We start from the raw sequence: 22,178 nt of genomic DNA on the forward strand, positions 1-22,178 counted from the left end.
CGGACGCCACGGTGACGGTGCCGAGCGCCTGTCCGGTCTCCGGGGCGAGCAGCGGCACGCTGACCGCGGACACGTCCTGCCACACGTCGAGGAAGTGCTCGGGGCCGTGCACCTCGGCCCGGCACCGGGTGCGCAGGGCGAGGGCCGCGCTGTTGTGGCCCACCTCCCGCTCGGACAGATCGCGGCACCGGTCACCGCCGGGCACCTCGCCCGCGGTCCACACCACCCGCAGGCGCTCGTCGGTGAGGAGCAGCGCCGAGTGGCTGCCGAGGGCCGGCGCGATGCGCTCCAGGACCGGCCGCGCCGCCTCCAACAGGGCTGATTCGACGGGCGGTTCGGGATCGTGGAGCGGACCGTCGAGATCGTGCCGTACGCCGAAGAAGCGAGCGCGCCGCCAGGCGGCGAGGACCTCGTCCGGGACGCCGTCGGGCAGCGGGCGGCCGGTGAGGAACCGCTCGCGCGCCTGGCGCAGCGGGGCGAGGGCGGGGGAGTGCTCGACGATGGTCATGACGCCTCTCACCGTATCGGGCCCGTGACGGCAGCCGCCGCGGGGCTGTAACTGTCTCGTAATGAGACACCCGCGCGTGTCCGGGCCGCATGATGATCGTGAAGAGTCGGTGCCTTTCTCACCCCAGTCTCAACCTGCCTCACCCCCTGGAGCGTCCCGCCGTGCACGTTGTCGAGACCGACGTACTGATCGTGGGCAGCGGCCCGGCCGGCGCCTGTGCCGCGCTGGCGCTGAGCACCTACGGCGTGCCCCACATCGTCGTCACCCGCTACTCGCGCCTCACCAGGACGCCCCGCGCGCACATCACCAACCAGCGCACCATGGAGGTCCTGCGCGACCTCGGTGTCGAGGACGAGGTGCTGGCCAAGGCGACCCCGCAGAACCTGATGGGCAACACCACGTTCTGCACCAGCATGGCCGGCGAGGAACTCGGCCGGATCCGCTCCTGGGGCAACGACCCGCTCGTGCAGGCCGCCCACGACCTGGCCAGCCCGACCCGCATGTGCGACATGCCGCAGCACCTGATGGAACCGGTGCTCATCGACGCGGCGCTCGCGCGCGGCTCGAACGTCCGCTTCAGCACGGTCTACAAGTCCTTCGTCCAGGACGAGGACGGCGTCACGGTCACCGTCGAGGACCGGCTGCGCGGCGACGAGTACCAGATCCGCGCCAAGTACCTCATCGGCGCCGACGGCGGCCGTTCCCAGGTCGCCGAGGACGCCGGACTGTCGATGGGCGGCCAGATGGGCGTCGCGGGCAGCATCAACATCGTCTTCGACGCGGACCTCACGAAATACACCGCCCACCGCCCCTCCACCCTCTACTGGGTGCTCGCCCCAGGCGCCACCGTCGGCGGCATCGGCGCGGGCCTGGTGCGCTGCGTCAAGCCCTGGAACGAGTGGCTGATCGTGTGGGGTTACGACGTGAGCGCCGGCGCCCCCGACCTCACCGAGGAGTACGCGGTGTCCGTCGTACGGCAGTTGGTCGGCGACGACGACCTCCCGGTCACCATCAAGTCGTCCTCGGCGTGGACGGTCAACGAGATGTACGCCGAGACCTACGCCAACGGCCGCGTCCTGTGCGCCGGCGACGCCGTGCACCGCCACCCGCCGTCCAACGGGCTCGGCTCCAACACCTCGATCCAGGACGCCTACAACCTGGCCTGGAAGCTGAAGCTGGTCCTCGACGGCACGGCCACGCCGAAGCTCCTCGACACCTACGACGCCGAACGCGCCCCCGTCGGCAAGCAGATCGTCACCCGCGCCAACAAGTCCATCGGTGAGACCGCCCCGATCTTCGAGGCGCTGGACGGCCTCTCCCCGCAGACCCCCGAGCAGTTGTGGGCCAACATCGAGGCCCGCAAGGACGCCACCGAGGCCGCGGAGAAGCAACGGGCCGCCCTGCGCGAGGCGATCGCCTTCAAGGTCTACGAGTTCAACGCGCACGGCGTCGACCTCAACCAGCGCTATTCCGCGGAGAGTTCGATCGCGGTCGTGCCCGACGGCACGCCCGACCCCGGCTTCGAACGCGACCGCGAGCTGTACCACCAGCCCAGCTCCCGCCCCGGCGCCAAGCTCCCGCACGCCTGGATCACCTCCGGCACCCGCACCGTCTCGACCCTCGACACGGTCGGCAAGGGCCGCTTCACCCTCCTCACCGGCATCGGCGGCGACGCCTGGGTGCGCGCGGCGCAGGCACACCCCCTGGACATCGCCACGGTCGTGATCGGCCCCGGCCAGGAGTACGACGACCCGTACGGTGACTGGGCCCGCCTCAGCGAGGTGTCCGACGCGGGCGCGCTCCTCGTACGCCCCGACGGCTATGTCGCTTTCCGCCACGCCGACACGGCCGAGAACGCCGAACAGTTGCTCACGGACGCGTTGCGCCGCATCCTCGGGCACGGCTGACATTTCGCACAGGGGCATTTCGCAGAGGGTAGGGAGACGCAATGACCACTGACGTCACCGTCACGGACGAGGCCGTCGCCAGTCTGGAGGGGACGGCCGATCCCCGCCTGCGTGAACTGCTGACCGGCCTGATCCGGCACCTCCACGCGTTCGCGCGCGAGACCCGCCTGACCCAGGCGGAGTGGGAGCGGGCGATCGGCTTCCTGACGGAGACCGGGAAGATGTGCACGGACACCCGGCAGGAGTTCATCCTCCTGTCGGACGTGCTCGGTCTGTCGATGCTGGTGGAGACGATCAACGGTGACCGAGCCGCCGGTTCCACCGAGTCGACGGTGCTCGGCCCTTTCCACATGACGGAGTCGCCGGTCCGTGAACTCGGCGCGAACATCGACCTGGTGGGCGGCGGTGAACCGTGCGTGGTCAGCGGCCGGATCGTCTCCGGGGACGGCACTCCGCTGCCGGGCGCACTCCTCGACGTGTGGCAGGCCGACGGCAACGGCTTCTACGACGTGCAGCGCCCGGATCTCCAACCCCCGGGCAACGGGCGGGGGTTGTTCACCACGGACGCCGAGGGCCGCTTCTGGTTCCGCACCTGCGTACCGAGCCCGTACCCCATCCCCACGGACGGCCCGGTCGGCGAACTCCTCAAAGCCACCAACCGCCACCCCTACCGCCCCGCCCACATCCACTTCATCGCCTCGGCGGACGGCCACACCCCCGTCACCACCCACATCTTCGTCGCGGGCAGCGACTACCTCGACTCCGACGCCGTCTTCGCCGTCAAACAGAGCCTCGTCGAGGACTTCACCCCGACCGACGACCCTTCCCTGGCACGGGAGTTCGGCATCGAGAACCCCTTCCGCCACGCCCGCTTCGACCTCGTACTGGACCACGCGTGAAGGACTTCCTCGACTTCGCCTACGACGCCCAGCCCATGCGGGTCGTCTTCCGCCCCGGCGCCGCGCTGACCGCGACCGCCGGCGAGGCCGAACGGCTCGGTCTGCGACGGGTGTTGGTGCTCTCGGGTGCCCGGGGCGCCGACACCGCGCAGGCGGTCGCCGACTCGCTGGGGGAGGCGTGCGTCGGGGTCCACGCGGAGGCGAAGATGCACGTCCCGGTCGAAGTCGCCGACCGTGCGGTCGAGTTGGCGCGCACGCTGGGCGCCGACGGCTGCGTCGCGGTGGGCGGCGGTTCGTCGATCGGCCTCGGCAAGGCGATCGCCCTGCGCACCGGCCTCCCGTTGATCGCCGTGCCCTCCACCTACTCCGGCTCCGAGATGACTCCGGTCTGGGGCCTCACCGAGAACGGCGCCAAACGAACCGGCCGCGACCCCGCCGTCCTGCCCCGCAGCGTCGTCTACGACCCGGAACTCACCCTCGGTCTCCCCGTCCCGCTCACGGTGACCAGCGGCATCAACGCGATCGCCCACGCCGTGGAAGCCCTGTACGCCCCGGACACCTCGCCGCTGATCGCGCTGATGGCGGAGGAAGGCGTACGGGCGTTGGCGGGTGCGCTGCCCGAACTGGCCGCCGAGCCACGGTCGTTGGAGGCCCGGGGGTGTGCCCTGTACGGGGCATGGCTTTGCGGCTCATGCCTCGGTGCCACCACCATGGGCCTGCACCACAAGCTGTGCCACGTCCTCGGCGGCACCTTCGGCCTCCCGCACGCCGAGACGCACACGGTGGTGCTGCCGTACGCGCTGGCGTACAACGCGCCCGCCGCACCGGAGGCGGCGGCCGCCGTGGCCCGCGCACTGCATGCGGAGGATGCCCCGGTAGCCCTGTGGGAGCTGGCCGGGCGGCTCGGCGCACCGCGCTCGCTCGCCGAACTCGGCCTGAAGGAGGGCGACTTGGCGACGGCGGCCACGCAGGCGGTGAGTCAGGCGTACGCCAATCCCCGGCCGGTGACCGAGGAGGGCGTACTCGCGTTGCTGCGGACGGCGTTCGAGGGAACGGCCCCCGCGTAGTCAGCGGTTCGTGCGGACGCCGTCCAGCGCGATGGCCAGGACGCGGTCGCGCTGGGTGTCGTCCACGAACGTCGTGCCGGTGACCCCGGCCACCAGGCGCAGCAGATCACCGAAGTCCATGTCCGTGCGGGCCAGGCCCGCCTTCTGTGCGCGCTCGAACAGCGGGCCGCCCGCGGAGAACATCGACTCGCGGCAGGTTCCGAAGATCTCCGAGTCGTTGTCCAGCGCCTCGCGCACGGCCTGCTTGGTCACCATGTAGCCCGCGAAACGGTTCAGCCAGGAGGTCAGTGCCTCCCACGGCTCTTGGTCGGCGACGGCCAGAGCGGCCTGGCACAGGGCGTTCACGTCATCCGCGTAGACGCTCTCGAAGAGGGCCCGGCGGGTCGGGAAGTTGCGGTAGAGGGTGCCGATGCCGACGCCCGCGCGGCGCGCGATGTCCTCCAGCGACGCCTCCGAACCGTGTTCCGCGAAGGCCTCGCGGGCGGCGGCCAGCAGGGCGTCGTAGTTGCGGGCCGCGTCCTTACGGTGCGGGCGCTGTGCGGCGACGATCTCGCTGACGGGGAACGGCTGGGCCGTCACGGGTGCCTCCCTGGGGCGGACTGGGTTGAACCGGAGGGGTGCCTCCGTTATGGTGGAGGGGTACCTCCACTTTAGCAGTGTGGGTGCGTCAGCCGCGGATCCGTGCGGCCGCACCCCGTTCGCTTGTTTTCGGAGAGGCTCTCCATGCCCCGCAAGTCCACCCGCCTCACCTTCGCGGTCCTCGCGACCGGTGCGGGCGTCTTCTCCATGCTGCAGTCGCTGATCGCGCCGGCCCTGCCGACCGTCCAGCACGCGCTGCACACCTCCCAGTCCACCGCGACCTGGGTGATGACGGCCTATCTGCTGTCCGCCTCGGTCTTCACCCCGATACTCGGCCGCGTCGGCGACCTGGTCGGCAAGAAACGCACCCTTGTCGCCGTCCTCCTGGCCGTCCTGGCCGGCTGTCTGATCGCCGCGCTCGCGCCCAACATCGGCGTACTGATCATCGCCCGGGTCGTCCAGGGCATCGGCGGCGCGCTGTTCCCGCTCTCCTTCGGCATCATCCGGGACGAGTTCGACGCGTCCCAAGTCCCCGGCAGCATCAGCAACTTGTCGGCCGTGATCGCCGCCGGCGGCGGTGTCGGCATGGTGGCCGCCGGTCCCATCGTGTCGGCGCTCGACTACCGCTGGCTGTTCTGGTTCCCCGTCGGCATCGTCGCCGTCACCACCCTCATCGCCCTGCGTTACGTCCCCGAGTCGCCCAACCGCGCCGAGGGAAGCGTCAACTGGTCCGGCGCCGTACTCCTGTCGGGCTGGCTGGTGGCGCTGTTGCTCCCGCTCAGCCAGGCCAGCCGGTGGGGCTGGGGCTCCATCCGGGTCGTAGGCCTGTTCGCCGCGGCCGTCGTACTCTTCGCGGCCTGGTTGTACGCCGAGGCCCGCTCCCGCAGCCCGCTCATCGACCTCAAGGTGATGCGACTGCCGTCCGTGTGGACCACCAACACCGCCGCGCTGCTCTTCGGCGCGGGCATGTACTCGATCTGGTCCTTCCTGCCCGGCTTCGTCCAGACCCCCGCGTCCGCCGGCTACGGCTTCGGCGCCAGCGTGACCGCGTCCGGACTCCTCATGCTGCCGATGCTGGTCGCGATGTTCGTCTCCGGTGTGCTCAGCGGCCGGCTGGAGCCCGTCGTCGGCGCCAAGGCGCTGCTCACCACCGGTGCCGCACTCGGCGCGGTCGCCTGCGGGATCCTCGCCCTCTGGCACGACCAGCAGTGGCAGATCGCCCTCGTCGCGGGCATCTTCGGCCTCGGCATCGGACTCGCCTTCGCCTCCATGGCCAACCTCATCGTCGGCAGCGTCCCGCCCGAGCAGACCGGCGCCGCGACCGGCATGAACGCCAACATCCGCACCATCGGCGGCTCCATCGGCGCCGCGGTGACCAGCGTCCTGGTCACCGGCCACCTCCAGGCATCCGGCCTGCCCTACGGCTCCGGGTACACGCACGGGTTCGCCCTGCTGGCGGTGCTGCTGCTCGGCGCCTCACTGGCCGCGCTCATGGTGCCGGCGCGGCGGTCGGGCCGTAGCGGAGGAAAGACCGTCGGCGGCTCCGAGTCGGCGCTCCTGAAGGCGGAGGAGGAAGCGTCGGTGATGGCTCCCGGCGCCCTGAACTGACCCGCCCGGTGTGCCAGCATGAGCCGATGATCGAACAGAGCGCGCGGCGCCCCGGCGCCGAACTCCTGGACGTCCACCGGCTCAGGCTTGTCGAAACCGCCGCTCCTCGGCTCACCCCCGAGGAGCGGCTCGCCATGAACCGGGTCTGGGACGAACTGGTGCGCGTCAACCCGAGCTTCTTCGACGGGCCGGTCGTGGTGTGCGCGGGCACGGTACGGGAGGGCCCCTGCGACCTGGTCGTGTCCTGGGTCAGGACGACGTACCGCCATTTCGCCCTGCGACGCGTCCCGGGCCATGCTTCGTCGATGCCGTCCCTCTTCGCCTCTGTTCTCCAACCGGCCGACGACGGGCGGCTGTTGGTGGGGCGCATGTCGAACTCCACGGCGGCGCCGGGGCGTTGGCAGCTGCCTGGCGGATCCATCGAACCGCCGGACGGAGACGACCCCCTCGATCTGGCGGCCCTGCGCCGCCACGCCGCACGGGAGTTGGCCGAAGAGGCCGGCATCGACACCCCGCCCGAAGACCTCACCTACTGGAACGTCACCCGCGCCGGAAACGGCAGCGTCGGCGTCCTGTTCCGCGCCCCGTCCCTCCCGGCGGCGCACCTGCGCGAGCGATTCGAGGCGGCGGTGGCGGCGGAGACGGCGCAGGGCCGCGAACCGGAACTGAACCGCATCGCCCTGATCGGCTCCACGGCCCAACTCCCGGACCTGGCGGGCCCGCACGCGGACTATCTGGAACCAATTGTCCGCCGCTACGCGGAGCGCGGCGGAACGGGTGTCTCGATATGAGACACCCGTTCCGTCCCCGGAGCGCCCACGATCGGGGACGTGTCGTCCGGCGCCGCAGGCTGGTACGACTGCTGTGAAGAAAGGTGATCACCATGGCCCTCGCACTGCTCAGGCGCTGGCTGCCCCAAGGCGCCTCCGCCACGGCGGCGGGCCTCTCGCTCCCCCTCCCGCCCGGCGCGGGCGGCCTCGCCCGTGAGATCGTCGACCCGATGGGCGCGCCCATGGCGTCCGCCGAGGTCACGGTGACGGCCCTGGACTCGCACCGCGTCGCCGCCTCCGGTACGACCGACCCGTACGGCTTCTTCCTCGCCGCGCTGCCGCCCGGGCGCTACGGCCTCCTCGTCTCGGCCCAGGGACTCCAGCCGCACCAGGAGACGGTGGAGATCACCGCCGGAACCGCGGCGCCCGCCGAACGCGTATGGCTCCAGCCCGGCCGCGCCCAGGAACTCCCGCCGCCCGGCACCTGGCTCTTCGACCCGCCGCACACCGCGATCCGCTTCATCGCCAAACACGTCGGCATGGCCCATGTGCACGGCCGGTTCGAGCGTTTTCAGGGCGGCATCCAGATCGCCCAGGACGTGGCCGACTCCAAGGTCCACGTCCGCATCGACGCGTCCAGCATCACCACCGGCAACACGACACGGGACAACCACCTGCGCTCCGGCGACTTCCTCGACGTGGAGCGCTACCCCTACATCGACTTCACCAGCACCCGGTTCGCGTACCGCGGTGGCAGCAAGTGGACGTTGCAGGGTTCGCTGACGATGCACGGCGTGAGCCGCTCGGTGAACCTGGACACCACCTACCTCGGCACGGTCAACGGCGGCTACGCGGAGGAACTCCGCTGCGCGGCCCTAGCCACAGCCGAACTGCACCGCGAGGACTACACGTTGAACTGGCGCAGCATGCTCGCCCGGGGCATCGCCGTCGTCGGCCCCACCGTCCAACTGGAGCTGGACATCCAGGCGATGTACCGCACCCACGACACCCCGACACCGCCGAAGTGACCCTGCACATGCGGTAAGGTCTACCTGCGCGTTCACCCGACCGACCGGGTGCGGCGCGACCGGGACGTGGCGCAGCTTGGTAGCGCACTTGACTGGGGGTCAAGGGGTCGCAGGTTCAAATCCTGTCGTCCCGACGGTGCGAAGGGTCTTCGCGGGCGAGAGCCTGTGGGGGCCCTTTTCGTATGGGTCGTTTCCGATCTTCGGGGTTTCTGCGGGACTGGGACCGCTCGTTGCGGGCGGGGAACTATCCGGAGACCACCCGCTACAGCTATCTGCTGGTGGCTGCCCAGTTGGGCCGCTACCTGGGGGAGTGTTCGCCGGACCCGCAGGCCGTCGACGCGGCCGAGGATCCGACCGACATCGGCCGGGCTCAAGAGAGCCGCACCCGTCCCGGATTCCTCCCGGACCGAGGCCAGGAAGCTCTGCCGCGCTGACCGTCGGCCCCGCGAATACCGACTGCCGTCTGATGACCAAGGGTGGTCGTATCTGTCCAAGCGCCACCTCCGACCGGGCGCAGCGTCGGATCAGCTCGGTTCGCCTGGCGCGACGCTGTGGACCTTGACGTCGAGCAGTGCGAGCGCGGGGGCGGCGCCGACTTCTCGGAAGAGTCGGGGTGCCGGCGGGCCGCCCGGGTAGGCGGCGCGCATGGCGTCGAGGGCTGCACGGTCTTGCCACAGCGTCTGAATCCGCCAGTGCCCGTCCTGTCCGCTCAGCAATTCGCTTCGCACCGGGCCATCGGGGAAGGGGCGGGCGACGAGCTCGCGGTAGGCCGCGACGAGATCGGCCTCACGCTCGGCCGCCACGACGGCGCTGACCTCGGTCAATACCTGCCCGGTCATGACCCTCATCTCCTCGTCATCCACACTACGCGGCAGGCTCCGGGACCGCCCGTGTACCGGACGGCCATGAGAACTCCGTGGCCGGGCGCCCGCAGACCCGGACCCGGCCGGGAGAAGGATCCCTGCGGCAGCGGGCCCGCTACTTGGGTGGCAGGCTCGCCGCGAAGGCGCGGCCCTCGTCGATCCACTCGCCGAGCGCCTCGTCCTCGGCGATGGCGGAGCCCGCGACCACGATCCAGCCGCGCATCGGGTGGCCCGTCATGTCGAAGATGCGCGTACCCGGCCGGGCAAGCGCCGCGTCCGTGGCGTCGGGGCCGACCCGGACCATGAGATCGTCTCCGGTCACGCCGACGGCCATGTTCCCGCTGCGGAGGAAGGCGATGCCGCCGAACATCCTCTTCTCCGTGATATCGGGATCCGCTCCGAGCCGCTCCCGGATCCGCTCGGCCAGCCCTTCGTCGTACGCCATCACGTGCCGCCTTCCCGGTCGGTGAGCCGTTGTTCGAGGCCGCGCAGGTCCTTGGCAGGACTGGAGCGGACCTGACGGGACATCAGGCGCGCCGCCACCCGAAGGAGACCGCGTGGGCCGCCGCGCACCCGGACGGCGGCCAGGGTGCCGTGCGGGCGGGCCTCGAAGGCGTAGGTGACGTGCATGGGCATGGGGGCGGCCGAAGCGGTCATGTCCAGGAGCCGGGGCTGCTCGTACGCGATTACGCGCAGCACGTAGTCGATGCTCCGGCCGAGGAAGCGCGCCCTGCGGGTGACCTCGGCGCCCACCCGGGACCCGCCGCCGTCCGCCTCCTGGGTCAGCTCCGCCCTGCGGATGCCCTGGGTCCTCCCCCATGGCCCTGAACGGGCATGGGAGTGCCCCCAGGTGTCGTGACGCCGGTCCATGGCGTATGCAGTCACCTGTTCGGGCGGCAGCGGAATCACGCGCCGCACCGTCACGTCCATCGCCATGGGCCCAGGATCCCAGCGAGTGCGGGAGCGTGCGCGACATCGGTCGGAACGGTGACGAGTGGCGGACAAAGCGCGACAAACAGAGATCCACGCGAGAGGCTGCGGCTGGACACGTCCCGCTCCGGGGCGGCCCCCTGTCCCGTGCGAAGGAGCCCGCTGTGACCGCCGAGAACCCCGCCGACGACGCGTACCGCTTCGACGACCTCACCGCCCTGTTCATCAACTGCACGCTCAAGCCTTCCCCGGAGGTCAGCCACACCCAGGGGCTGATCGACAAGAGCTCGGCGATCATGATGGCGCGAGGGGTCACCACCTCCGAGATCCGGGCCGTCGACCACGAACTCGCCCCCGGTGTCTACCCCGACATGACCGAGCACGGCTTCGCGAGGGACGAGTGGCCGGCGTTGTACGAGCAGGTGATGGCCGCCGACATCCTGGTGCTGGCCGGGCCGATCTGGCTGGGCGACAACAGCTCGGTCATGAAGAAGGTCGTCGAGCGGCTCTACGGAGGCTCGGGGCTGCTCAACTCCCAGGGCCAGTACGCCTATTACGGGCGCGTCGGCGGCTGTCTGATCACCGGCAACGAGGACGGCGTGAAGCACTGCGCGATGAACATCCTCTACAGCCTCCAGCACCTCGGCTACACCATCCCGCCGCAGGCCGACGCCGGCTGGATCGGTCCGGCGGGACCCGGACCCTCCTACCTCGACCCCGGTTCGGGCGGGCCGGAGAACGACTTCACCAACCGCAACACCACGTTCATGGCTTGGAACCTGATGCACATGGCGGCGATGCTCAAGCGCGCCAAGGGCATTCCGGCGCACGGCAACCAGCGCTCCGAATGGGACGCCGGCTGCCGCCTCGACGCGGCCAACCCCGACTACCGCTGAGGCGTGCGCCGCGGCAGGATGTTCATCGCGGTCACGCGGTCATGGTGAGCGGACGTTCCGCCCCCGCAGGTGAGAACCGTGCGGCGGGCGCCGGCCGCCTGGTGCGTTCGCCGCGCTGCATCGGTGTCCTGGGCAGTGCTCCCAGTGGCTCGCCGCGCCGCGGGAGTTCGAACTGCGGGAACGACGCGGACGGGTCGGCCGCTTCCCACGGTTCGGCGAGTTCTGACTACAACTCGCCGGAATGTGTGCCGGAGACGCCGGACAAGGCGGGCTGCGACAGATCGAACGGGCTCAGTTCAGCAGCCGCACAACTTACCCAACCCGTGCGAGCTTTCTCGTGGCACGGCCCGATCGGGGCGTTCCTTGTATCCCCCCTAGGTAGTCAGCCGGCGTCCTTGGTGAAAGAGCCGTGCCAGACTTCGAGGGAGCCGTCCGCGAGCGCGGTGACGTAGTTGATGACGCGGGTATAGCCGTCGTCGAGGAGCATCGGCAGTGCGGGTCCGGCGGGCAGGCCGTTCGCGAAGGTCCTGTCGACCCAGTCCTTGACCCATGCCGATTCGTTCGTCCATTCGACTGCGGCGAATCCCGCGCCCTTGACGCAGGCGAGCAGTGTTTCGGCGGACACGACGAAGCTGTCGGTGCCGTCGAGCGACCAGGGCATGGGCCAGGGCAGGTCGGCCTGGTGTGGTTGGCAGACCTCCCAGACGGCCAGGTGCGCGCCGGGGGCGAGGCGTTCGGCGATGTGACGGAACCAGGTGGTCTTGTCCCGCACGTTCATCTGGACGTGCATGGTGAGCGCAGCGTCGAAGGCCGGATCCGGCCGGAGACCGGCGATGTCCCCGGCGTGGAAGTGGACGAGGTCGCCGAGTCCGGCCCGGGCGGTGAGGTCGCGTGCGGCGTCGACGTAGGCCGGGGTGATGTCGAGGCCGACGACGTGGTTGCCGGTGCGGCGGGCGATCTGGCGCGCGGGTCCGCCGAATCCGGAGCCGACGTCCAGGACGACGTCACCCTGGTTCAGGGCGAGGGTGGGGATGAGCAGTTCGACCGCGTCGGCGCCGCCGATGTGGAACTGGTCGAGGTTGTCCAGGGCCCCGTCGGCCGCGGCGTCGAGATCGCGATGGTCGCTCAGGAGTCGGTCGATGGTCTGGTCGACGGCGGTTTCTCCGTAGGTCATGGCACCGGGTCCTTTCGGTTGCTGGTGGTGTCGGTCGGCTCGACCGGCTGGTGTTGCGGGGCGAGTTGCTGCGGGGGCTGAGCGGGCAGGAAGACGGCGGCGAGCAGCGCACCGGCGAGCGCGACGACTCCGGCGACGACGCATCCGACGCTGAGACCGTGGTCGAAGGCACCGGTCGCGGCCTGACGTACGGCTTCGGCCGTGGCGGTCTGACCGTGGGCTGCGAGCCGGCCGGAGACGCCGAACGCCGCCCCGACGGACTGATGGGCGAGGTCCCTCAGTGCGGGCGGCAGTCCCGCGGGGAGCGCGGTGTCGAGCCGCGCGTCGTACAGCGAGGCGTACACGCTGCCGATGACCGCGACCCCGAGGGTTCCGCCGAGCAGGCGGGTGGAGTCGTTGACGGCGGATCCCACGCCGGCCTGGTCGGCGGGGACCGCACCCATGATGGACTCGGTCGCCGGCGCGGAGGTCAGACCCATGCCGAGGCCGTAGACGACCATCTGGACGGCGATGATCCCGTAGCTGAGGGTGGGGGAGATGTCGCCTGCGACCCAGAAGTAGAAGATCGCCTGGAGGGCCAGCCCGGCGGTGACGATCGCCTTGGTGCCGGCGCGGACCGCGAGCCGCGTCCCGAGGGTCGATCCGACGGCCACGGAGACCGCGACCGGCAGCAGGTGGACGCCGGTGGACAGCGGGCTGTACGTCCGGACGAACTGGAAGAACTGCGTCATCAGGAAGATGAACCCGAACAGGGTGAAGAACGCGATCGTGACCGAGGCGCTGGCGGCGCTGAAGCGCATGTCGCTGAAGAGCCGCACGTTGAGCATCGGCTCGTCGGCGCGGCGCTCGCCGACGATGAACGCGATCAGCAGGAGCACGGCACCGGCGAAGCCGGCGAGCGACGCCGCCGACGCCCAGCCACGGTCCGGGGCCTCGATGACGGTGTACACGAGCAGCCCCATGAAACCGCCGGACAGCACCAGGCCCAGGAAGTCCAGGCGGTGCGGGAGGGGGTTCCGCGACCTGGGGACGAACCATGCCACCAGGGCGATGACGGCCAGAGACACCGGACCGAGAGCGTAGAAGATGCTCGACCAGCTGTAGTGCTCCAGCAGGAAGCCGCCCGCTATCGGCCCCAGCGCGATGGCCATACCGGCCGTTGCGCCCCACAGGCCGATGGACAACGCCCGCTCCTTGCGGCTGGTGAAGACGCCGGTGAGCAGGGAGAGCGTGGCCGGGAAGGTCATCGCGGCCCCCAGACCCATCACGGCTCGGGCCGCGATCAGCTCCGCCGGGGTGCCCGCGTACCCCCCGACGAAGCTGGCCACGCCGAACACCAGCAGACCGGCCATGAGCATTCCCTTGCGACCGAAGCGGTCGGACAGGCTCCCCGAGGTCATCAGCAGGGCGGCGAACACGAGGTTGTAGGCATCCACCACCCATTGCAACTGCGCGGTGGAGGTGCCCAGTTCACGCGTCAGGGTCGGCAGGGCCACGTTGACCAGAGTGGTGTCGAGGTTGATCACGAACGAGGCCATAAGCAGCGCGACGAGCACAAGTGGTTTCGACGGTGCACGAGTCATGGTGGAAGATTAAGCACGAGTGGTTGAGTTTTTCTACTGACTGATTTGGAAAATAAACCACCGACGGCCTAGGCTTGCCGCATGCGGAGCTATGGCCAGTACTGTTCGATCGCCCGGGCCCTCGACGTCGTGGGCGACCGCTGGACACTGCTGATCGTCCGGGAGCTGCTGCTGCGGGGCCCGTGCCGGTTCACGGACCTGAAGAACGGGCTGCCGGGCGTCGCGGCGAACCTGCTGTCGACCCGCCTCAAGGAACTTGAGGCCGCCGGACTGATTACGCGCGAGGACGCGCCGCCGCCGGTCGCCACCGTCCTCTACACCCTGAGCGAGGCCGGTCTGGAGCTGGAGCCGGTGCTGAAGGCGCTCGGGCTGTGGGGTCTGCGGTTCATGACCGTCGAACGGCCGGACGACGCGTTCCAGGCACAGTGGCTGGCCTACGCCCCGGCCTGGTTCACCAGCGACGCCGACCCCGACGCCCCGCCCGCGGTGATTCAACTCATCGCGTCCGACGAGCTGGCCGTCATCGAGCTGCGAGACGGTGGCATCCACACCCGGCTCGGCCGCGCCACCGAACCGGACCTCGTCCTGGACGGGCCGCCCCGTGCCGTCCTGGGACTGCTCAGCGGCATGATCGATCTCGAACGCGCCGGCCAGATCGGCTTGTCCGCCCGTGGCCGACGCGACCTGCTCACCCGTCTCCGCCCAGTCGCCCAGGACCGGGCACCCACTCAGGACGAGGCCCGTCCATGAGCAGCGACGCCGGCCGGTCGGTCCGCGATCGCGCACGACGATGCCCGGAGCCGGCGCCACGACCAACGCCACTCCGGGGCACTTCCATCAGATTCTTGCTGCTTCTGCTGCGCCGCTACCTGGAGCAGCGCTCGGTGCCAATGTTGCCCGTCGCCCGTGGGGGTTGCGTGGTCTCCAACGCGTCTGTCAGGGCGGAGAACGACGATCCGGAGGTCCAGGCCGTCCTGGACCGCCATCACCAGGTACTGCGAGATGTGCTGCTGTACATGGCCCGCGGCACGGCACGGGAGCGGGGCAGCTTGCCCTGGACGCAATGGCCGATCTCCTTGCCCTGCCGGCCTTGACCGGCGCTCCCGCGCAGGGCTGTGACCGCCGCCCTTGACTCGCGCTCTCGTGGGGGCGGCGCCCTGCTGTATGACCGTCCGATCCGGTCGACGCGCGGCGCGTCGACCGGACGCTTCCCTGCACGGCCACGGATACGCCACCATCGCCGACTACGCGGGTGGGCTCCACAGCTCCAAGGTGCTGTCGCCCGCTGTGGCCTTCACCGGGATCCGCCGGCCGGCGGTCCGGGCGGCATCCGCTGTACGGCCTACACGGCGGTCCGGCCGGCGTCCGCCGCGATGGTCGCGCCGGTGAGGTAGCTCGCGCGGTCCGAGGCGAGGAAGAGGATCACCTCGGCGATCTCGCGCGGGTTCGCGAGCCGGCCGAGCACGGTGGTCTTGGCGAACCGTTCGGCGCCTTCCTCGCCGACCGTGGCGAGCACCATGTCGGTCCTGGTCGGGCCGGGCGCGACGGTGTTCACGCGGACACCGGCCGGGCTGAACTCGGCGGCCCAGGTACGGGTCAGCGACTCCAACGCGGCCTTGGTGGCGCTGTAGACGGACAGACCGGGCATGCCGATCCGGGCGGCCATGGTGCTGACGTTGACGATGCTGCCGGAGCCCTTGGCGATCATGGCGGGCACCAGGGCCGCGGTGAGGAGGTACGGGGCGCGGACGTTGGCGGCGAGGGCCTCATCGAGCGTGCCGGGGTCCTGGTCCACGGTGGGTGCCCCGGGGAAGATCGCGGCGTTGTTGACCAGGACGTCGACGTCGCCGGCCTCCTCGGCGAGGTGGCGTATCGCGGTCGGGTCGGTGAGGTCGGCCGCGACGAAGCGCGCCCGCCCGCCGGCGTCCGTGATCGACCGCACCGTCGCGGCTCCGCGCCCGGCATCGCGGCCGGAGACGACGACCTCCGCGCCGGCCGCGGCCATCAACCGGGCTGTCTCGGCACCGATGCCGCCGGTCGAGCCGGTGATCAGGGCGACCTTGTCGGAGAGTTCCATGCTGGGTCCTTCCGGGAGTACGGCCGCGATCCGCGCGACCAGAATGGGCTGCCTGACCCACTCTGGCGCCGAAAAAATGGGTTGTCCAATCCAGAATCTGCTAACGTGGACGACCGTGAGCACCGAGACACGCCGCCCGGCGGAGAAGAAGCTGACCCGCAAGGGGCAGGAGACCCGGCATCGCATCGTGGCCGCGGCCGCCCAGCTCATGTACGAGCGGGGCGTGACAGAAGCGACACTGGAGGACGTCCGCGCCGCCGCCGGGGTGAGCGGCTCGCAGATCTACCACTACTTCGCCGACAAACAGGCGCTGCTGCTGGCCGTGATCGAGTACCAGACCGAGGCCGTGCTGGACATGCAGCAGTCGCTGTTCGCCGGCCTCGACTCCATGGCCGGCCTACGGCGCTGGCGGGACGCCCTGGTGGAATACCAGCGTCGGCTGCAGTGCCGCGGCGGCTGCCCGATCGGTTCGCTGGGCAGCGAGGTGGCGGAGACGAACCCCGAGGCGCGGCTCGCGGTGGCTTCCGGGTTCCTGCGCTGGGAGACGGCGATCCGCGACGGCCTGCGGGCCATGCACGCGCGCGGTGAACTCGACGGCGACCCGGACGACCTCGCCCTCGCCACCCTGGCCGCGCTCCAGGGCGGCCTCCTGCTCACCCAAATCCAGCGTGAGGTCAGGCCGTTGGAGGTGGCGCTGGACGCGATGCTCGACCACATCGAATCGCGTACGACACTCAACGGGCGCCCCTGAGCGGTTCGATCGCACGGCCGACGGCCACGGCGGCGAGCCACGTGCGGTCGGCGGCGCGGGGGCAGCCCATGGGTGTGACCTGTACACCCTCCGCGGGCGACCTACGCTGGAAACAGAAGGGGCTCACGGGGCGGAAGAGTCGTCCGCGGACCCCGCGGATCGAGTCGGCGATGGAAGCACCCGTCGCACCAGCAGGGATCCCGGCCGTGAGCGGCGAGGCACCGCGCACCGCCGTCGGAGGAGTCGGGCTCGGGGCCGGGGCGCGCGGTGTTCGTTCTGCGCGGGCCGCGCGTTCCCCACCGGTCCGCTTCTGATGCCGGCGCCGTCCGCACCGTCGGACGACGGTCGCACTCCCTGCTTCAGGAGCAGTCATGACATGGAGCATCTCGGGCAACTACCTGGCCAGTTGCTCATGCGCGCTGGTCTGCGGATGCGCGGTCGACGCGATGCCGCACGACCCCCAGGGGCGCGAGGAATGCCTCGGGTGCGCCGTCTTCCATGTGGCCGAGGGCCACCTGGACGAGGTCGACCTGTCGGGCGTCGACTTCGCCCTGTACAACCACTTCCCCTCCCATCTGACCGCCGGCGACTGGAAGGTCGTCATCGTCATCGACGACGACGCTGGCGACCAGCAGTCCGAGGCCCTCGAACGCATCGTGTCCGGGCATGAGGGCGGGGCGTTAGGTGAACTCTCCCAGTTCTTCGGCGAGTTCCTCGGCGTGGAACGGGCGAGCATCTCGCTGACCGACGGGGAGAAATCGCACTTGAGCGTCGACGGCAGGACGCAGCTCGCTTTCGAACCGCTGCGCGGGCCCGACGGCGGTCCTACGACGGTGAAGAACGCGATGTTCGGATTCGCGCCGGAGTTCACGATCGGCACCACCACCGGCAGCTCGCAGGCGTTCGGCCTGTCCTACGAGCCCGTGTACGGCGAGCAGGCCGAGTACGTCTTCTCCAGCGAGCAGCCGGAGGGCGCGCCCACCGGTCGCGGATAGTGCGTGCACGGACGAAGATCCCGGAGCGTGCCCCGCGCGGGAGGAGGGCGGCAAAGGCTCCGCCCGTGACGGGGTGACCACGGCTGGAGCCGACCGGGTTCTTCCGTGCGTCGCCGACCCGATGGATGCCGATCGCCCTGTCGGCCGGCACCGTGTTGTCCCTGGTCAGCCAGGGATCCGCGATCCTGGCGGGGTCGGCCGGCGGTGAGGCCACCGCCGTACGCGAGGCCGTGAACAACGTCGAGCCGTTCCGCGACCGCTCACCGTGCCGGGCCCGCCGCCATCCGGTCCATCGACGGACCGGACATCTGCAGACCCGGCAGCAGCCAGTCCTGGAACGGGGCCAATACGGCGAGCACGAGGAAGGCGGCGCCCACCGCCCAGCTGAGCCAGGGACCCCCGCGCCACAGCTTCTCCAGGAAGATCACAGCCGCCAGTCCGGCCATCGCCGCCACGTTCATGACGCCGAGCGGGATCAGGACGATCATCAGGCCCCAGCAGCAGCCGACGCAGTACAGCCCGTGGTGCGCGCCCACCCGCAGGTCCCTGGCCCACGGCCGGAAGTGTGCGTAGCGCAGCAGTTGGAACATGGGGTTGCGGCAGTGCCGTAGACAGACCCGTTTCAGGGGCCCGAACTGCTGTACGCCCGCGAGCAGGAACGCTGTCGCGCCGATCCAGCGGCCCGTGTCGGGGTGGCTGTCGACCAGGTGCCCGGTCGCCGCCAGGCCCCCGTACACGAGCAACCCGAACCCGGCCCAGGAGAGCAGATAGCCGCCGACGAACTCAGTGATGCGCAGCGCCCGGACGCGGCCTGCGGTGCTCCGGTTGATGGCCCGGACCCAGGTGAGGGCGACCGGCGCCAGCGACGGCAGCATCATCGCCGCCATCATCACCACCCACAGGAGCAGGAAGAGCGGGAGCGCCAGCCCCATGGTGCCCGGCTCCATCCCCATGTCGCGGGACTGGGCGATCGTGAGTACCCAGGCCAGAGCGGCGATCAGCACTAGGAGAACCCAGCCGAGGGCCAGATCACGTCTCGGCAGCAGCACTCCCGGCCGGGTGGGCACCGGTGGGGCGAACCGGAGATGGGGCATGGCACGCCTCCCAAGGTCGCCCACTGCCCGATCGGCGCAGCGGCCCCGCGCAGCGGCAGGGCTGCGAAACGGCGGGACAACCCCAGCACAGCACAGAATCGCAAGGCTCAAAAGCGGAGGGCAGGTAAGCGGCTCTCGTCGGTGGGGCAGGGCGGGCTCAGGACGTGTGCCTGCTCCCCGCTGCGGGCGGTGTGCAGTGCGGTGGCCCTGCGCAGGACTGGGGCTTCCGCGCCGGGGAGGCGCATGCTGGAGACGAGGCCGCTCCGCCGTCGTGGCGGGGGCTCCGTGCGGGACAGCCTCGCTCCCACGACCCTGCGGTAACGGGGGGAGGGGGGAAGAGGAGGTCAGCGAGATGACCGAAGCAACTACCAGCCCGGCCTGGCACCTGGTCGGCGACTGGTTCGACACCTGCAAGTGCGCCATACCCTGCCCCTGCACCTTCGCCCAGCCCCCGACCGAAGGCGACTGCGACGGGGTACTCGTCTGGCACATACGCGAGGGCCGGTACGGGGACGTCCGGCTCGACGGGCTGAACTTCCTGATGCTCGGGACTTTCACCGGCAACATCTGGGGCGGCGCCGCGACGGAGACGGCTGCCGCCTTTTTCGTGGACGCGCGCGCCGACGATCAGCAGCGCGCCGCTCTCGGCACGATCTTCAGCGGGGAGGCGGGAGGCTGGCCGAAGCAGTTCAACGAACTCGCCTCCTTCGACGTCCGTGGCATGGAAGTCGCCCCCATCATCGTGGAGATCGCCGACGACCTGGGGGCGTGGAGCGTCGAGGTCCCCGGCCGCGTCACCGCCCTCGTCGAGGCCCTCGGCGGTCCCACCACGCCCGTCGGCGCGCGGGTGCAGGTCCACAACCCTGGCGGCGCCGAGGTCGGTCCGGGCCAGGTTGCCACATGGGGTCGCGCGACCACGGACCGGGCCGACGCGTTCGGCTTCAGCTGGGACCGCAGTGGCAAATCCAGCAAGCATTTCCCGTTCGACTGGAGCGGCCCCGACTGACTGAGCGCCCTGCTCTTCGCCTACCTTTCCCACCTCTCCGCGGTTGTCACTCGGGAGTGCGCTGGAGCCGAGCCCAGGCGCGGTTGTGCGGAGGCGGAACATGGATCCCCGTGTGCGGGTCGGGGACGGACGGCCCCTCAGGTCTTGCCGTACTCGTCGTGGCGGCGCAGCCAGTGGGTCTGCTCGCCCTCCTCGTGGCGGCCAAGCGGCGCACGGTCGAGAAGCCCGTAGTAGGCCATGGCAGCCTCAAGGCCGCGCGCGGTGGTGACATACGTTCGGTAGACGGTGCCGTCGAGGAGCGCGTAGGCGCTCATCCCGGGCCCCTCGGTGACGTAGCCACGCACGTCCGTGCCGGACAGCTGCGCCATCTGACTCACCGTCGGCGGGACGTCGCCTTCGAGGAACGGCCTCAGCTCTTCCTCGGTGTACTGGAAACCGAGGTCGCGGTGGAAGTCGCTGCCGCCGACGGAGACCCAGTCGAAGCTCCAGCCCATCCGCTCCCGGTAGGAAAGGAGCTTGTCGAGCGGCGCCCGCGAGGAGCAGATCAGCGTCACATCGCGGGCCCTGAGGTGGATCACGTTGGGGGAAAGGGTGTCCGCGATCGAGGAGCAGACCGTGCATCCGGCCTCGTACGGCGGGCCGAACATGAAGTGGTAGACGAGCAGCTGGGAGCATCCGTCGAAGAGGTCCGCGAGCGACTTGGTCCCGCCCCCGGTCTCGAAGCGGTAGTCCTTCTCGACCGGCACCCAGGGGAGCTCCCGCCGCTTCCGGGCGAGCTCGTCGCCGCGTCGGGTGAGTTCCTTCTCCTGCGCCAGCAATTCCTCGCGGGCTGCCTCGAAATCCTTCCGGGTTCCGATCCTGTGCTCAGGCATGGTCTCTCCCTCCTGAGCGGAACGGATCACCGTGCCTGTGCCGGCGTATCCGTCCGGCCCCTACGTCCACCGTACGCGCGCGTAGGCGGGCCTTCGCGACCAAGCTGGGGACCCTCGCCCACAGGACCACGTTGACCACTTTCCGATGATCCGCCCACTGCCCACCGGGCCTGCCGTTGGCAGGCAGCAAAGACTCAATCCTCTGTCCGGGCGATCTTGGCTGCTGTCAGCGCCTGTCACCTGATCTTGTTCGGCCCGGCGGGACTACTGCTGATGGGCGGCTGGTCGTGCGCGAGTGAGTCCGCTCCACCGCTCCCGTTCGCCCGCGTGGCTGCCGACCGCCGTCGCCTGGGCGACCGCTGCGGCTTCCTTCGGTGTCGGCTCGCCATGGCGGGAGAGCAGCGCCAGTGGCCAGGTTGGAGTGCCCGACCGCTCACCGTCGAAGGGGTGCCAGTCCCAGGCCGCATCGAACCGCCAGGCGCGCCCGTTCCGGTCGGCAACCTCATCACCCGGTTCGAGGAAGGCGTACGGACGGAAGAACAGCTCTATGCGTATGGGTTCACCGCCGGCCGGATCAATCGTGTAGCCCTGGTCCTCAAGGTCGGGGTCGTGGGTTTCCCCCTGCCGCAGAACCGCGACGTAGGACGCGGGCCGCGGCAGCATGCCAGTGATCAATGGCGGATCGAAGCGGTGGACCGACTGGACGTGCACCATGGTCGCGGGGATTCCCACCAGGCAGGTATCGCCCGGCTTCAGTGCGGTCTCCGTTGGTTGTGTTCGGAAGATGTCCCAATCGCGGGCTGCGGGCGTTGGAAGGGCTGTCTGGCTGTTCCACCTCATGTTCTCGGCCTGCGGGTCCACCTCCAACCACGGCCACCGCACAGAGACGTAGTAAGGGGTGACCCCGGTGACGGCGGTCTCCGTGAAAGGGCACTCCAGCAACAGCACGTCACCGGGCCGGTAGTCGTGACTCATGGACGCATTCTGCATGTCCTCACTGACAAGCGACGGAACGAGTATCCGGCGTTCCGGGGAGGAGGCCCCGAGCACACCCCCTTCCATGAGAGCCAACTCGTCTGAGAACAGCGCCCGGCGTCATTCTCAACCCACCTGGCAATCTCACTGGTCAGCGTCCCACCAGCTGCCGACTCGGCCCGGACGGGACAGGCACGATCAACGACGAGGTCGACACGGAACTGGCCAAGGTCAACCCACCCGACTACCGGTGGCTGCAAGAGGCCGTATCGCCGTACGCGTGGGCTGGTGCGCTCTGTGCGTGCAAGGGCGGGTCAGGACTGGGGGGTTGCTGCCATCGTGGTAGCAGATGCGGACATTCAGCGCGGGTGGGGACGAAATGGGACGGGACGTCAGGTGGGCAGTGGCGGGGACGGCGACGGCCGCGGCCTTCGCCGTCCCGGCATGGCTGTGCGGGGCCATCGTGTTGCCATCGCTGCTGAATGATCCCGCGATCCGCTGGTCGCCGGCCTCCGCGCTCGGAGCGGTGCTGGGCTCGCTGGCCGTCCTGTGGGGCCACGCCTTCGCCACCCGGCCCCCGGCGACCGAGACCTCCG

Annotated in this window: 23 protein-coding genes, 1 tRNA gene and 1 pseudogene; 14 read left to right on the forward strand and 11 right to left on the reverse strand. The window is 70.2% G+C overall.

Annotated features, from left to right (window positions below; all coding sequences use genetic code 11):
* A pseudogene (locus tag R6V09_RS17240) lies at positions 1 to 508 on the reverse strand (regulator); the annotation flags it as partial.
* A gap of 161 nt (positions 509 to 669) precedes the next feature.
* Here R6V09_RS17240 and R6V09_RS17245 point away from each other — a divergent pair.
* The 3 genes from R6V09_RS17245 to R6V09_RS17255 are packed head-to-tail and all read left to right on the forward strand — an operon-like array spanning position 670 to position 4,381.
* Positions 670 to 2,415 carry an FAD-dependent oxidoreductase gene (locus R6V09_RS17245; protein WP_317882295.1) on the forward strand — a complete coding sequence of 582 codons (1,746 nt, stop codon included), beginning with the start codon at positions 670 to 672 and terminating at the stop codon, positions 2,413 to 2,415.
* A gap of 41 nt (positions 2,416 to 2,456) precedes the next feature.
* Entirely contained in the window at positions 2,457 to 3,314 is an 858-nt protein-coding gene (locus tag R6V09_RS17250; RefSeq protein WP_317882296.1) for an intradiol ring-cleavage dioxygenase, read from the forward strand.
* The gene (locus R6V09_RS17255; protein WP_317882297.1) at positions 3,311 to 4,381 is read left to right on the forward strand and encodes a maleylacetate reductase; all 1,071 of its coding nucleotides are present in this window, start codon (positions 3,311 to 3,313) and stop codon (positions 4,379 to 4,381) included. The genes R6V09_RS17250 and R6V09_RS17255 overlap by 4 nt, the downstream gene beginning before the upstream one ends.
* On the opposite strand, the gene R6V09_RS17260 is transcribed toward R6V09_RS17255, so the two are convergent.
* On the reverse strand, positions 4,382 to 4,960 hold the full coding sequence (locus tag R6V09_RS17260) for a TetR/AcrR family transcriptional regulator (RefSeq protein WP_317882298.1): 579 nt from the start codon (positions 4,958 to 4,960) through the stop codon (positions 4,382 to 4,384).
* Positions 4,961 to 5,104: 144 nt separating this feature from the next.
* On the opposite strand from R6V09_RS17260, the gene R6V09_RS17265 reads away from it, so the two are divergent.
* The 5 genes from R6V09_RS17265 to R6V09_RS17285 all read left to right on the forward strand — a co-directional run bounded on the left by R6V09_RS17265 (position 5,105) and on the right by R6V09_RS17285 (position 8,800).
* A complete protein-coding gene (locus R6V09_RS17265; RefSeq protein WP_317882299.1) occupies positions 5,105 to 6,568 on the forward strand; it encodes an MFS transporter in 1,464 nt (487 codons plus the stop codon).
* Between the two features lie 26 nt (positions 6,569 to 6,594).
* The gene (locus R6V09_RS17270; RefSeq protein ID WP_317882300.1) at positions 6,595 to 7,359 is read left to right on the forward strand and encodes an NUDIX hydrolase; all 765 of its coding nucleotides are present in this window, start codon (positions 6,595 to 6,597) and stop codon (positions 7,357 to 7,359) included.
* Between the two features lie 92 nt (positions 7,360 to 7,451).
* Entirely contained in the window at positions 7,452 to 8,366 is a 915-nt protein-coding gene (locus tag R6V09_RS17275; RefSeq protein ID WP_317882301.1) for a YceI family protein, read from the forward strand.
* Between the two features lie 60 nt (positions 8,367 to 8,426).
* Positions 8,427 to 8,500: transfer RNA gene (locus R6V09_RS17280), tRNA-Pro, on the forward strand.
* A gap of 48 nt (positions 8,501 to 8,548) precedes the next feature.
* Positions 8,549 to 8,800 (forward strand): hypothetical protein, encoded by a 252-nt coding sequence (locus tag R6V09_RS17285; protein WP_317882302.1) that lies wholly within the window; start codon positions 8,549 to 8,551, stop codon positions 8,798 to 8,800.
* 90 nt (positions 8,801 to 8,890) lie between these two features.
* On the opposite strand, the gene R6V09_RS17290 is transcribed toward R6V09_RS17285, so the two are convergent.
* The 3 genes from R6V09_RS17290 to R6V09_RS17300 all read right to left on the reverse strand — a co-directional run bounded on the left by R6V09_RS17290 (position 8,891) and on the right by R6V09_RS17300 (position 10,165).
* On the reverse strand, positions 8,891 to 9,205 hold the full coding sequence (locus R6V09_RS17290) for a hypothetical protein (RefSeq protein ID WP_317882303.1): 315 nt from the start codon (positions 9,203 to 9,205) through the stop codon (positions 8,891 to 8,893).
* Positions 9,206 to 9,344: 139 nt separating this feature from the next.
* On the reverse strand, positions 9,345 to 9,674 hold the full coding sequence (locus tag R6V09_RS17295) for a TfoX/Sxy family protein (protein ID WP_317882304.1): 330 nt from the start codon (positions 9,672 to 9,674) through the stop codon (positions 9,345 to 9,347).
* A complete protein-coding gene (locus R6V09_RS17300) occupies positions 9,674 to 10,165 on the reverse strand; it encodes an SRPBCC family protein (protein ID WP_317882305.1) in 492 nt (163 codons plus the stop codon). Before R6V09_RS17300 ends, R6V09_RS17295 begins: the two co-directional genes overlap by 1 nt.
* Positions 10,166 to 10,323: 158 nt before the next feature.
* Between R6V09_RS17300 and R6V09_RS17305 the strand changes: the two genes are divergently transcribed.
* Positions 10,324 to 11,055: a flavodoxin family protein gene (locus R6V09_RS17305; RefSeq protein ID WP_317882306.1), complete on the forward strand. Its 732-nt coding sequence runs from the start codon at positions 10,324 to 10,326 to the stop codon at positions 11,053 to 11,055.
* 382 nt (positions 11,056 to 11,437) lie between these two features.
* Here the strand turns inward: R6V09_RS17305 and R6V09_RS17310 are convergent, their stop codons facing one another.
* Complete coding sequence (locus R6V09_RS17310) at positions 11,438 to 12,229, reverse strand: class I SAM-dependent methyltransferase (RefSeq protein WP_317882307.1); 792 nt, start codon at positions 12,227 to 12,229, stop codon at positions 11,438 to 11,440.
* Positions 12,226 to 13,812, reverse strand: coding sequence for an MFS transporter (locus R6V09_RS17315; RefSeq protein ID WP_317882308.1), 1,587 nt, complete (start codon positions 13,810 to 13,812; stop codon positions 12,226 to 12,228). The genes R6V09_RS17310 and R6V09_RS17315 overlap by 4 nt, the downstream gene beginning before the upstream one ends.
* 81 nt (positions 13,813 to 13,893) lie before the next feature.
* Between R6V09_RS17315 and R6V09_RS17320 the strand changes: the two genes are divergently transcribed.
* On the forward strand, positions 13,894 to 14,562 hold the full coding sequence (locus R6V09_RS17320) for a winged helix-turn-helix transcriptional regulator (protein WP_317882309.1): 669 nt from the start codon (positions 13,894 to 13,896) through the stop codon (positions 14,560 to 14,562).
* Between the two features lie 592 nt (positions 14,563 to 15,154).
* Here the strand turns inward: R6V09_RS17320 and R6V09_RS17325 are convergent.
* Entirely contained in the window at positions 15,155 to 15,889 is a 735-nt protein-coding gene (locus R6V09_RS17325) for an SDR family NAD(P)-dependent oxidoreductase (protein WP_317882310.1), read from the reverse strand.
* Positions 15,890 to 16,004: 115 nt separating this feature from the next.
* Here R6V09_RS17325 and R6V09_RS17330 point away from each other — a divergent pair, with 115 nt between their 5' ends.
* Positions 16,005 to 16,640, forward strand: a complete 636-nt coding sequence (locus R6V09_RS17330; RefSeq protein WP_317882311.1) for a TetR/AcrR family transcriptional regulator — start codon at positions 16,005 to 16,007, stop codon at positions 16,638 to 16,640.
* A 371-nt stretch (positions 16,641 to 17,011) separates the two neighbouring features.
* A complete protein-coding gene (locus R6V09_RS17335) occupies positions 17,012 to 17,635 on the forward strand; it encodes a DUF1326 domain-containing protein (RefSeq protein ID WP_317882312.1) in 624 nt (207 codons plus the stop codon).
* A gap of 260 nt (positions 17,636 to 17,895) precedes the next feature.
* On the opposite strand, the gene R6V09_RS17340 is transcribed toward R6V09_RS17335, so the two are convergent.
* Complete coding sequence (locus tag R6V09_RS17340; protein WP_317882313.1) at positions 17,896 to 18,729, reverse strand: DUF2182 domain-containing protein; 834 nt, start codon at positions 18,727 to 18,729, stop codon at positions 17,896 to 17,898.
* A gap of 352 nt (positions 18,730 to 19,081) precedes the next feature.
* On the opposite strand from R6V09_RS17340, the gene R6V09_RS17345 reads away from it, so the two are divergent.
* Positions 19,082 to 19,735, forward strand: coding sequence for a DUF1326 domain-containing protein (locus R6V09_RS17345; protein ID WP_317882314.1), 654 nt, complete (start codon positions 19,082 to 19,084; stop codon positions 19,733 to 19,735).
* A gap of 137 nt (positions 19,736 to 19,872) precedes the next feature.
* Here R6V09_RS17345 and R6V09_RS17350 read toward each other — a convergent pair whose 3' ends face one another.
* Complete coding sequence (locus R6V09_RS17350) at positions 19,873 to 20,607, reverse strand: DUF899 domain-containing protein (protein ID WP_317882315.1); 735 nt, start codon at positions 20,605 to 20,607, stop codon at positions 19,873 to 19,875.
* A 264-nt stretch (positions 20,608 to 20,871) separates the two neighbouring features.
* Positions 20,872 to 21,657 (reverse strand): hypothetical protein, encoded by a 786-nt coding sequence (locus R6V09_RS17355; protein ID WP_317882316.1) that lies wholly within the window; start codon positions 21,655 to 21,657, stop codon positions 20,872 to 20,874.
* A 304-nt stretch (positions 21,658 to 21,961) separates the two neighbouring features.
* Here R6V09_RS17355 and R6V09_RS17360 point away from each other — a divergent pair.
* The coding region (locus tag R6V09_RS17360; protein ID WP_317882317.1) for a hypothetical protein at positions 21,962 to 22,178 on the forward strand (217 nt) is incomplete at its 3' end.

The organism is Streptomyces sp. W16, from assembly GCF_033194735.1.
GTDB lineage: Bacteria > Actinomycetota > Actinomycetes > Streptomycetales > Streptomycetaceae > Streptomyces.

Coding starts and splice junctions, on each gene's coding strand:
- R6V09_RS17345 (WP_317882314.1), top strand. CDS start 19,082: ATGACCGAAGCAACTACCAGCCCGGCCTGGCACCTGGTCGGCGACTGG.
- R6V09_RS17275 (WP_317882301.1), top strand. CDS start 7,452: ATGGCCCTCGCACTGCTCAGGCGCTGGCTGCCCCAAGGCGCCTCCGCC.
- R6V09_RS17340 (WP_317882313.1), bottom strand. CDS start 18,729: ATGCCCCATCTCCGGTTCGCCCCACCGGTGCCCACCCGGCCGGGAGTG.
- R6V09_RS17320 (WP_317882309.1), top strand. CDS start 13,894: ATGCGGAGCTATGGCCAGTACTGTTCGATCGCCCGGGCCCTCGACGTC.
- R6V09_RS17250 (WP_317882296.1), top strand. CDS start 2,457: ATGACCACTGACGTCACCGTCACGGACGAGGCCGTCGCCAGTCTGGAG.
- R6V09_RS17290 (WP_317882303.1), bottom strand. CDS start 9,205: ATGACCGGGCAGGTATTGACCGAGGTCAGCGCCGTCGTGGCGGCCGAG.
- R6V09_RS17295 (WP_317882304.1), bottom strand. CDS start 9,674: ATGGCGTACGACGAAGGGCTGGCCGAGCGGATCCGGGAGCGGCTCGGA.
- R6V09_RS17310 (WP_317882307.1), bottom strand. CDS start 12,229: ATGACCTACGGAGAAACCGCCGTCGACCAGACCATCGACCGACTCCTG.
- R6V09_RS17300 (WP_317882305.1), bottom strand. CDS start 10,165: ATGGCGATGGACGTGACGGTGCGGCGCGTGATTCCGCTGCCGCCCGAA.
- R6V09_RS17265 (WP_317882299.1), top strand. CDS start 5,105: ATGCCCCGCAAGTCCACCCGCCTCACCTTCGCGGTCCTCGCGACCGGT.
- R6V09_RS17325 (WP_317882310.1), bottom strand. CDS start 15,889: ATGGAACTCTCCGACAAGGTCGCCCTGATCACCGGCTCGACCGGCGGC.
- R6V09_RS17335 (WP_317882312.1), top strand. CDS start 17,012: ATGACATGGAGCATCTCGGGCAACTACCTGGCCAGTTGCTCATGCGCG.
- R6V09_RS17315 (WP_317882308.1), bottom strand. CDS start 13,812: ATGACTCGTGCACCGTCGAAACCACTTGTGCTCGTCGCGCTGCTTATG.
- R6V09_RS17270 (WP_317882300.1), top strand. CDS start 6,595: ATGATCGAACAGAGCGCGCGGCGCCCCGGCGCCGAACTCCTGGACGTC.
- R6V09_RS17285 (WP_317882302.1), top strand. CDS start 8,549: ATGGGTCGTTTCCGATCTTCGGGGTTTCTGCGGGACTGGGACCGCTCG.
- R6V09_RS17350 (WP_317882315.1), bottom strand. CDS start 20,607: ATGCCTGAGCACAGGATCGGAACCCGGAAGGATTTCGAGGCAGCCCGC.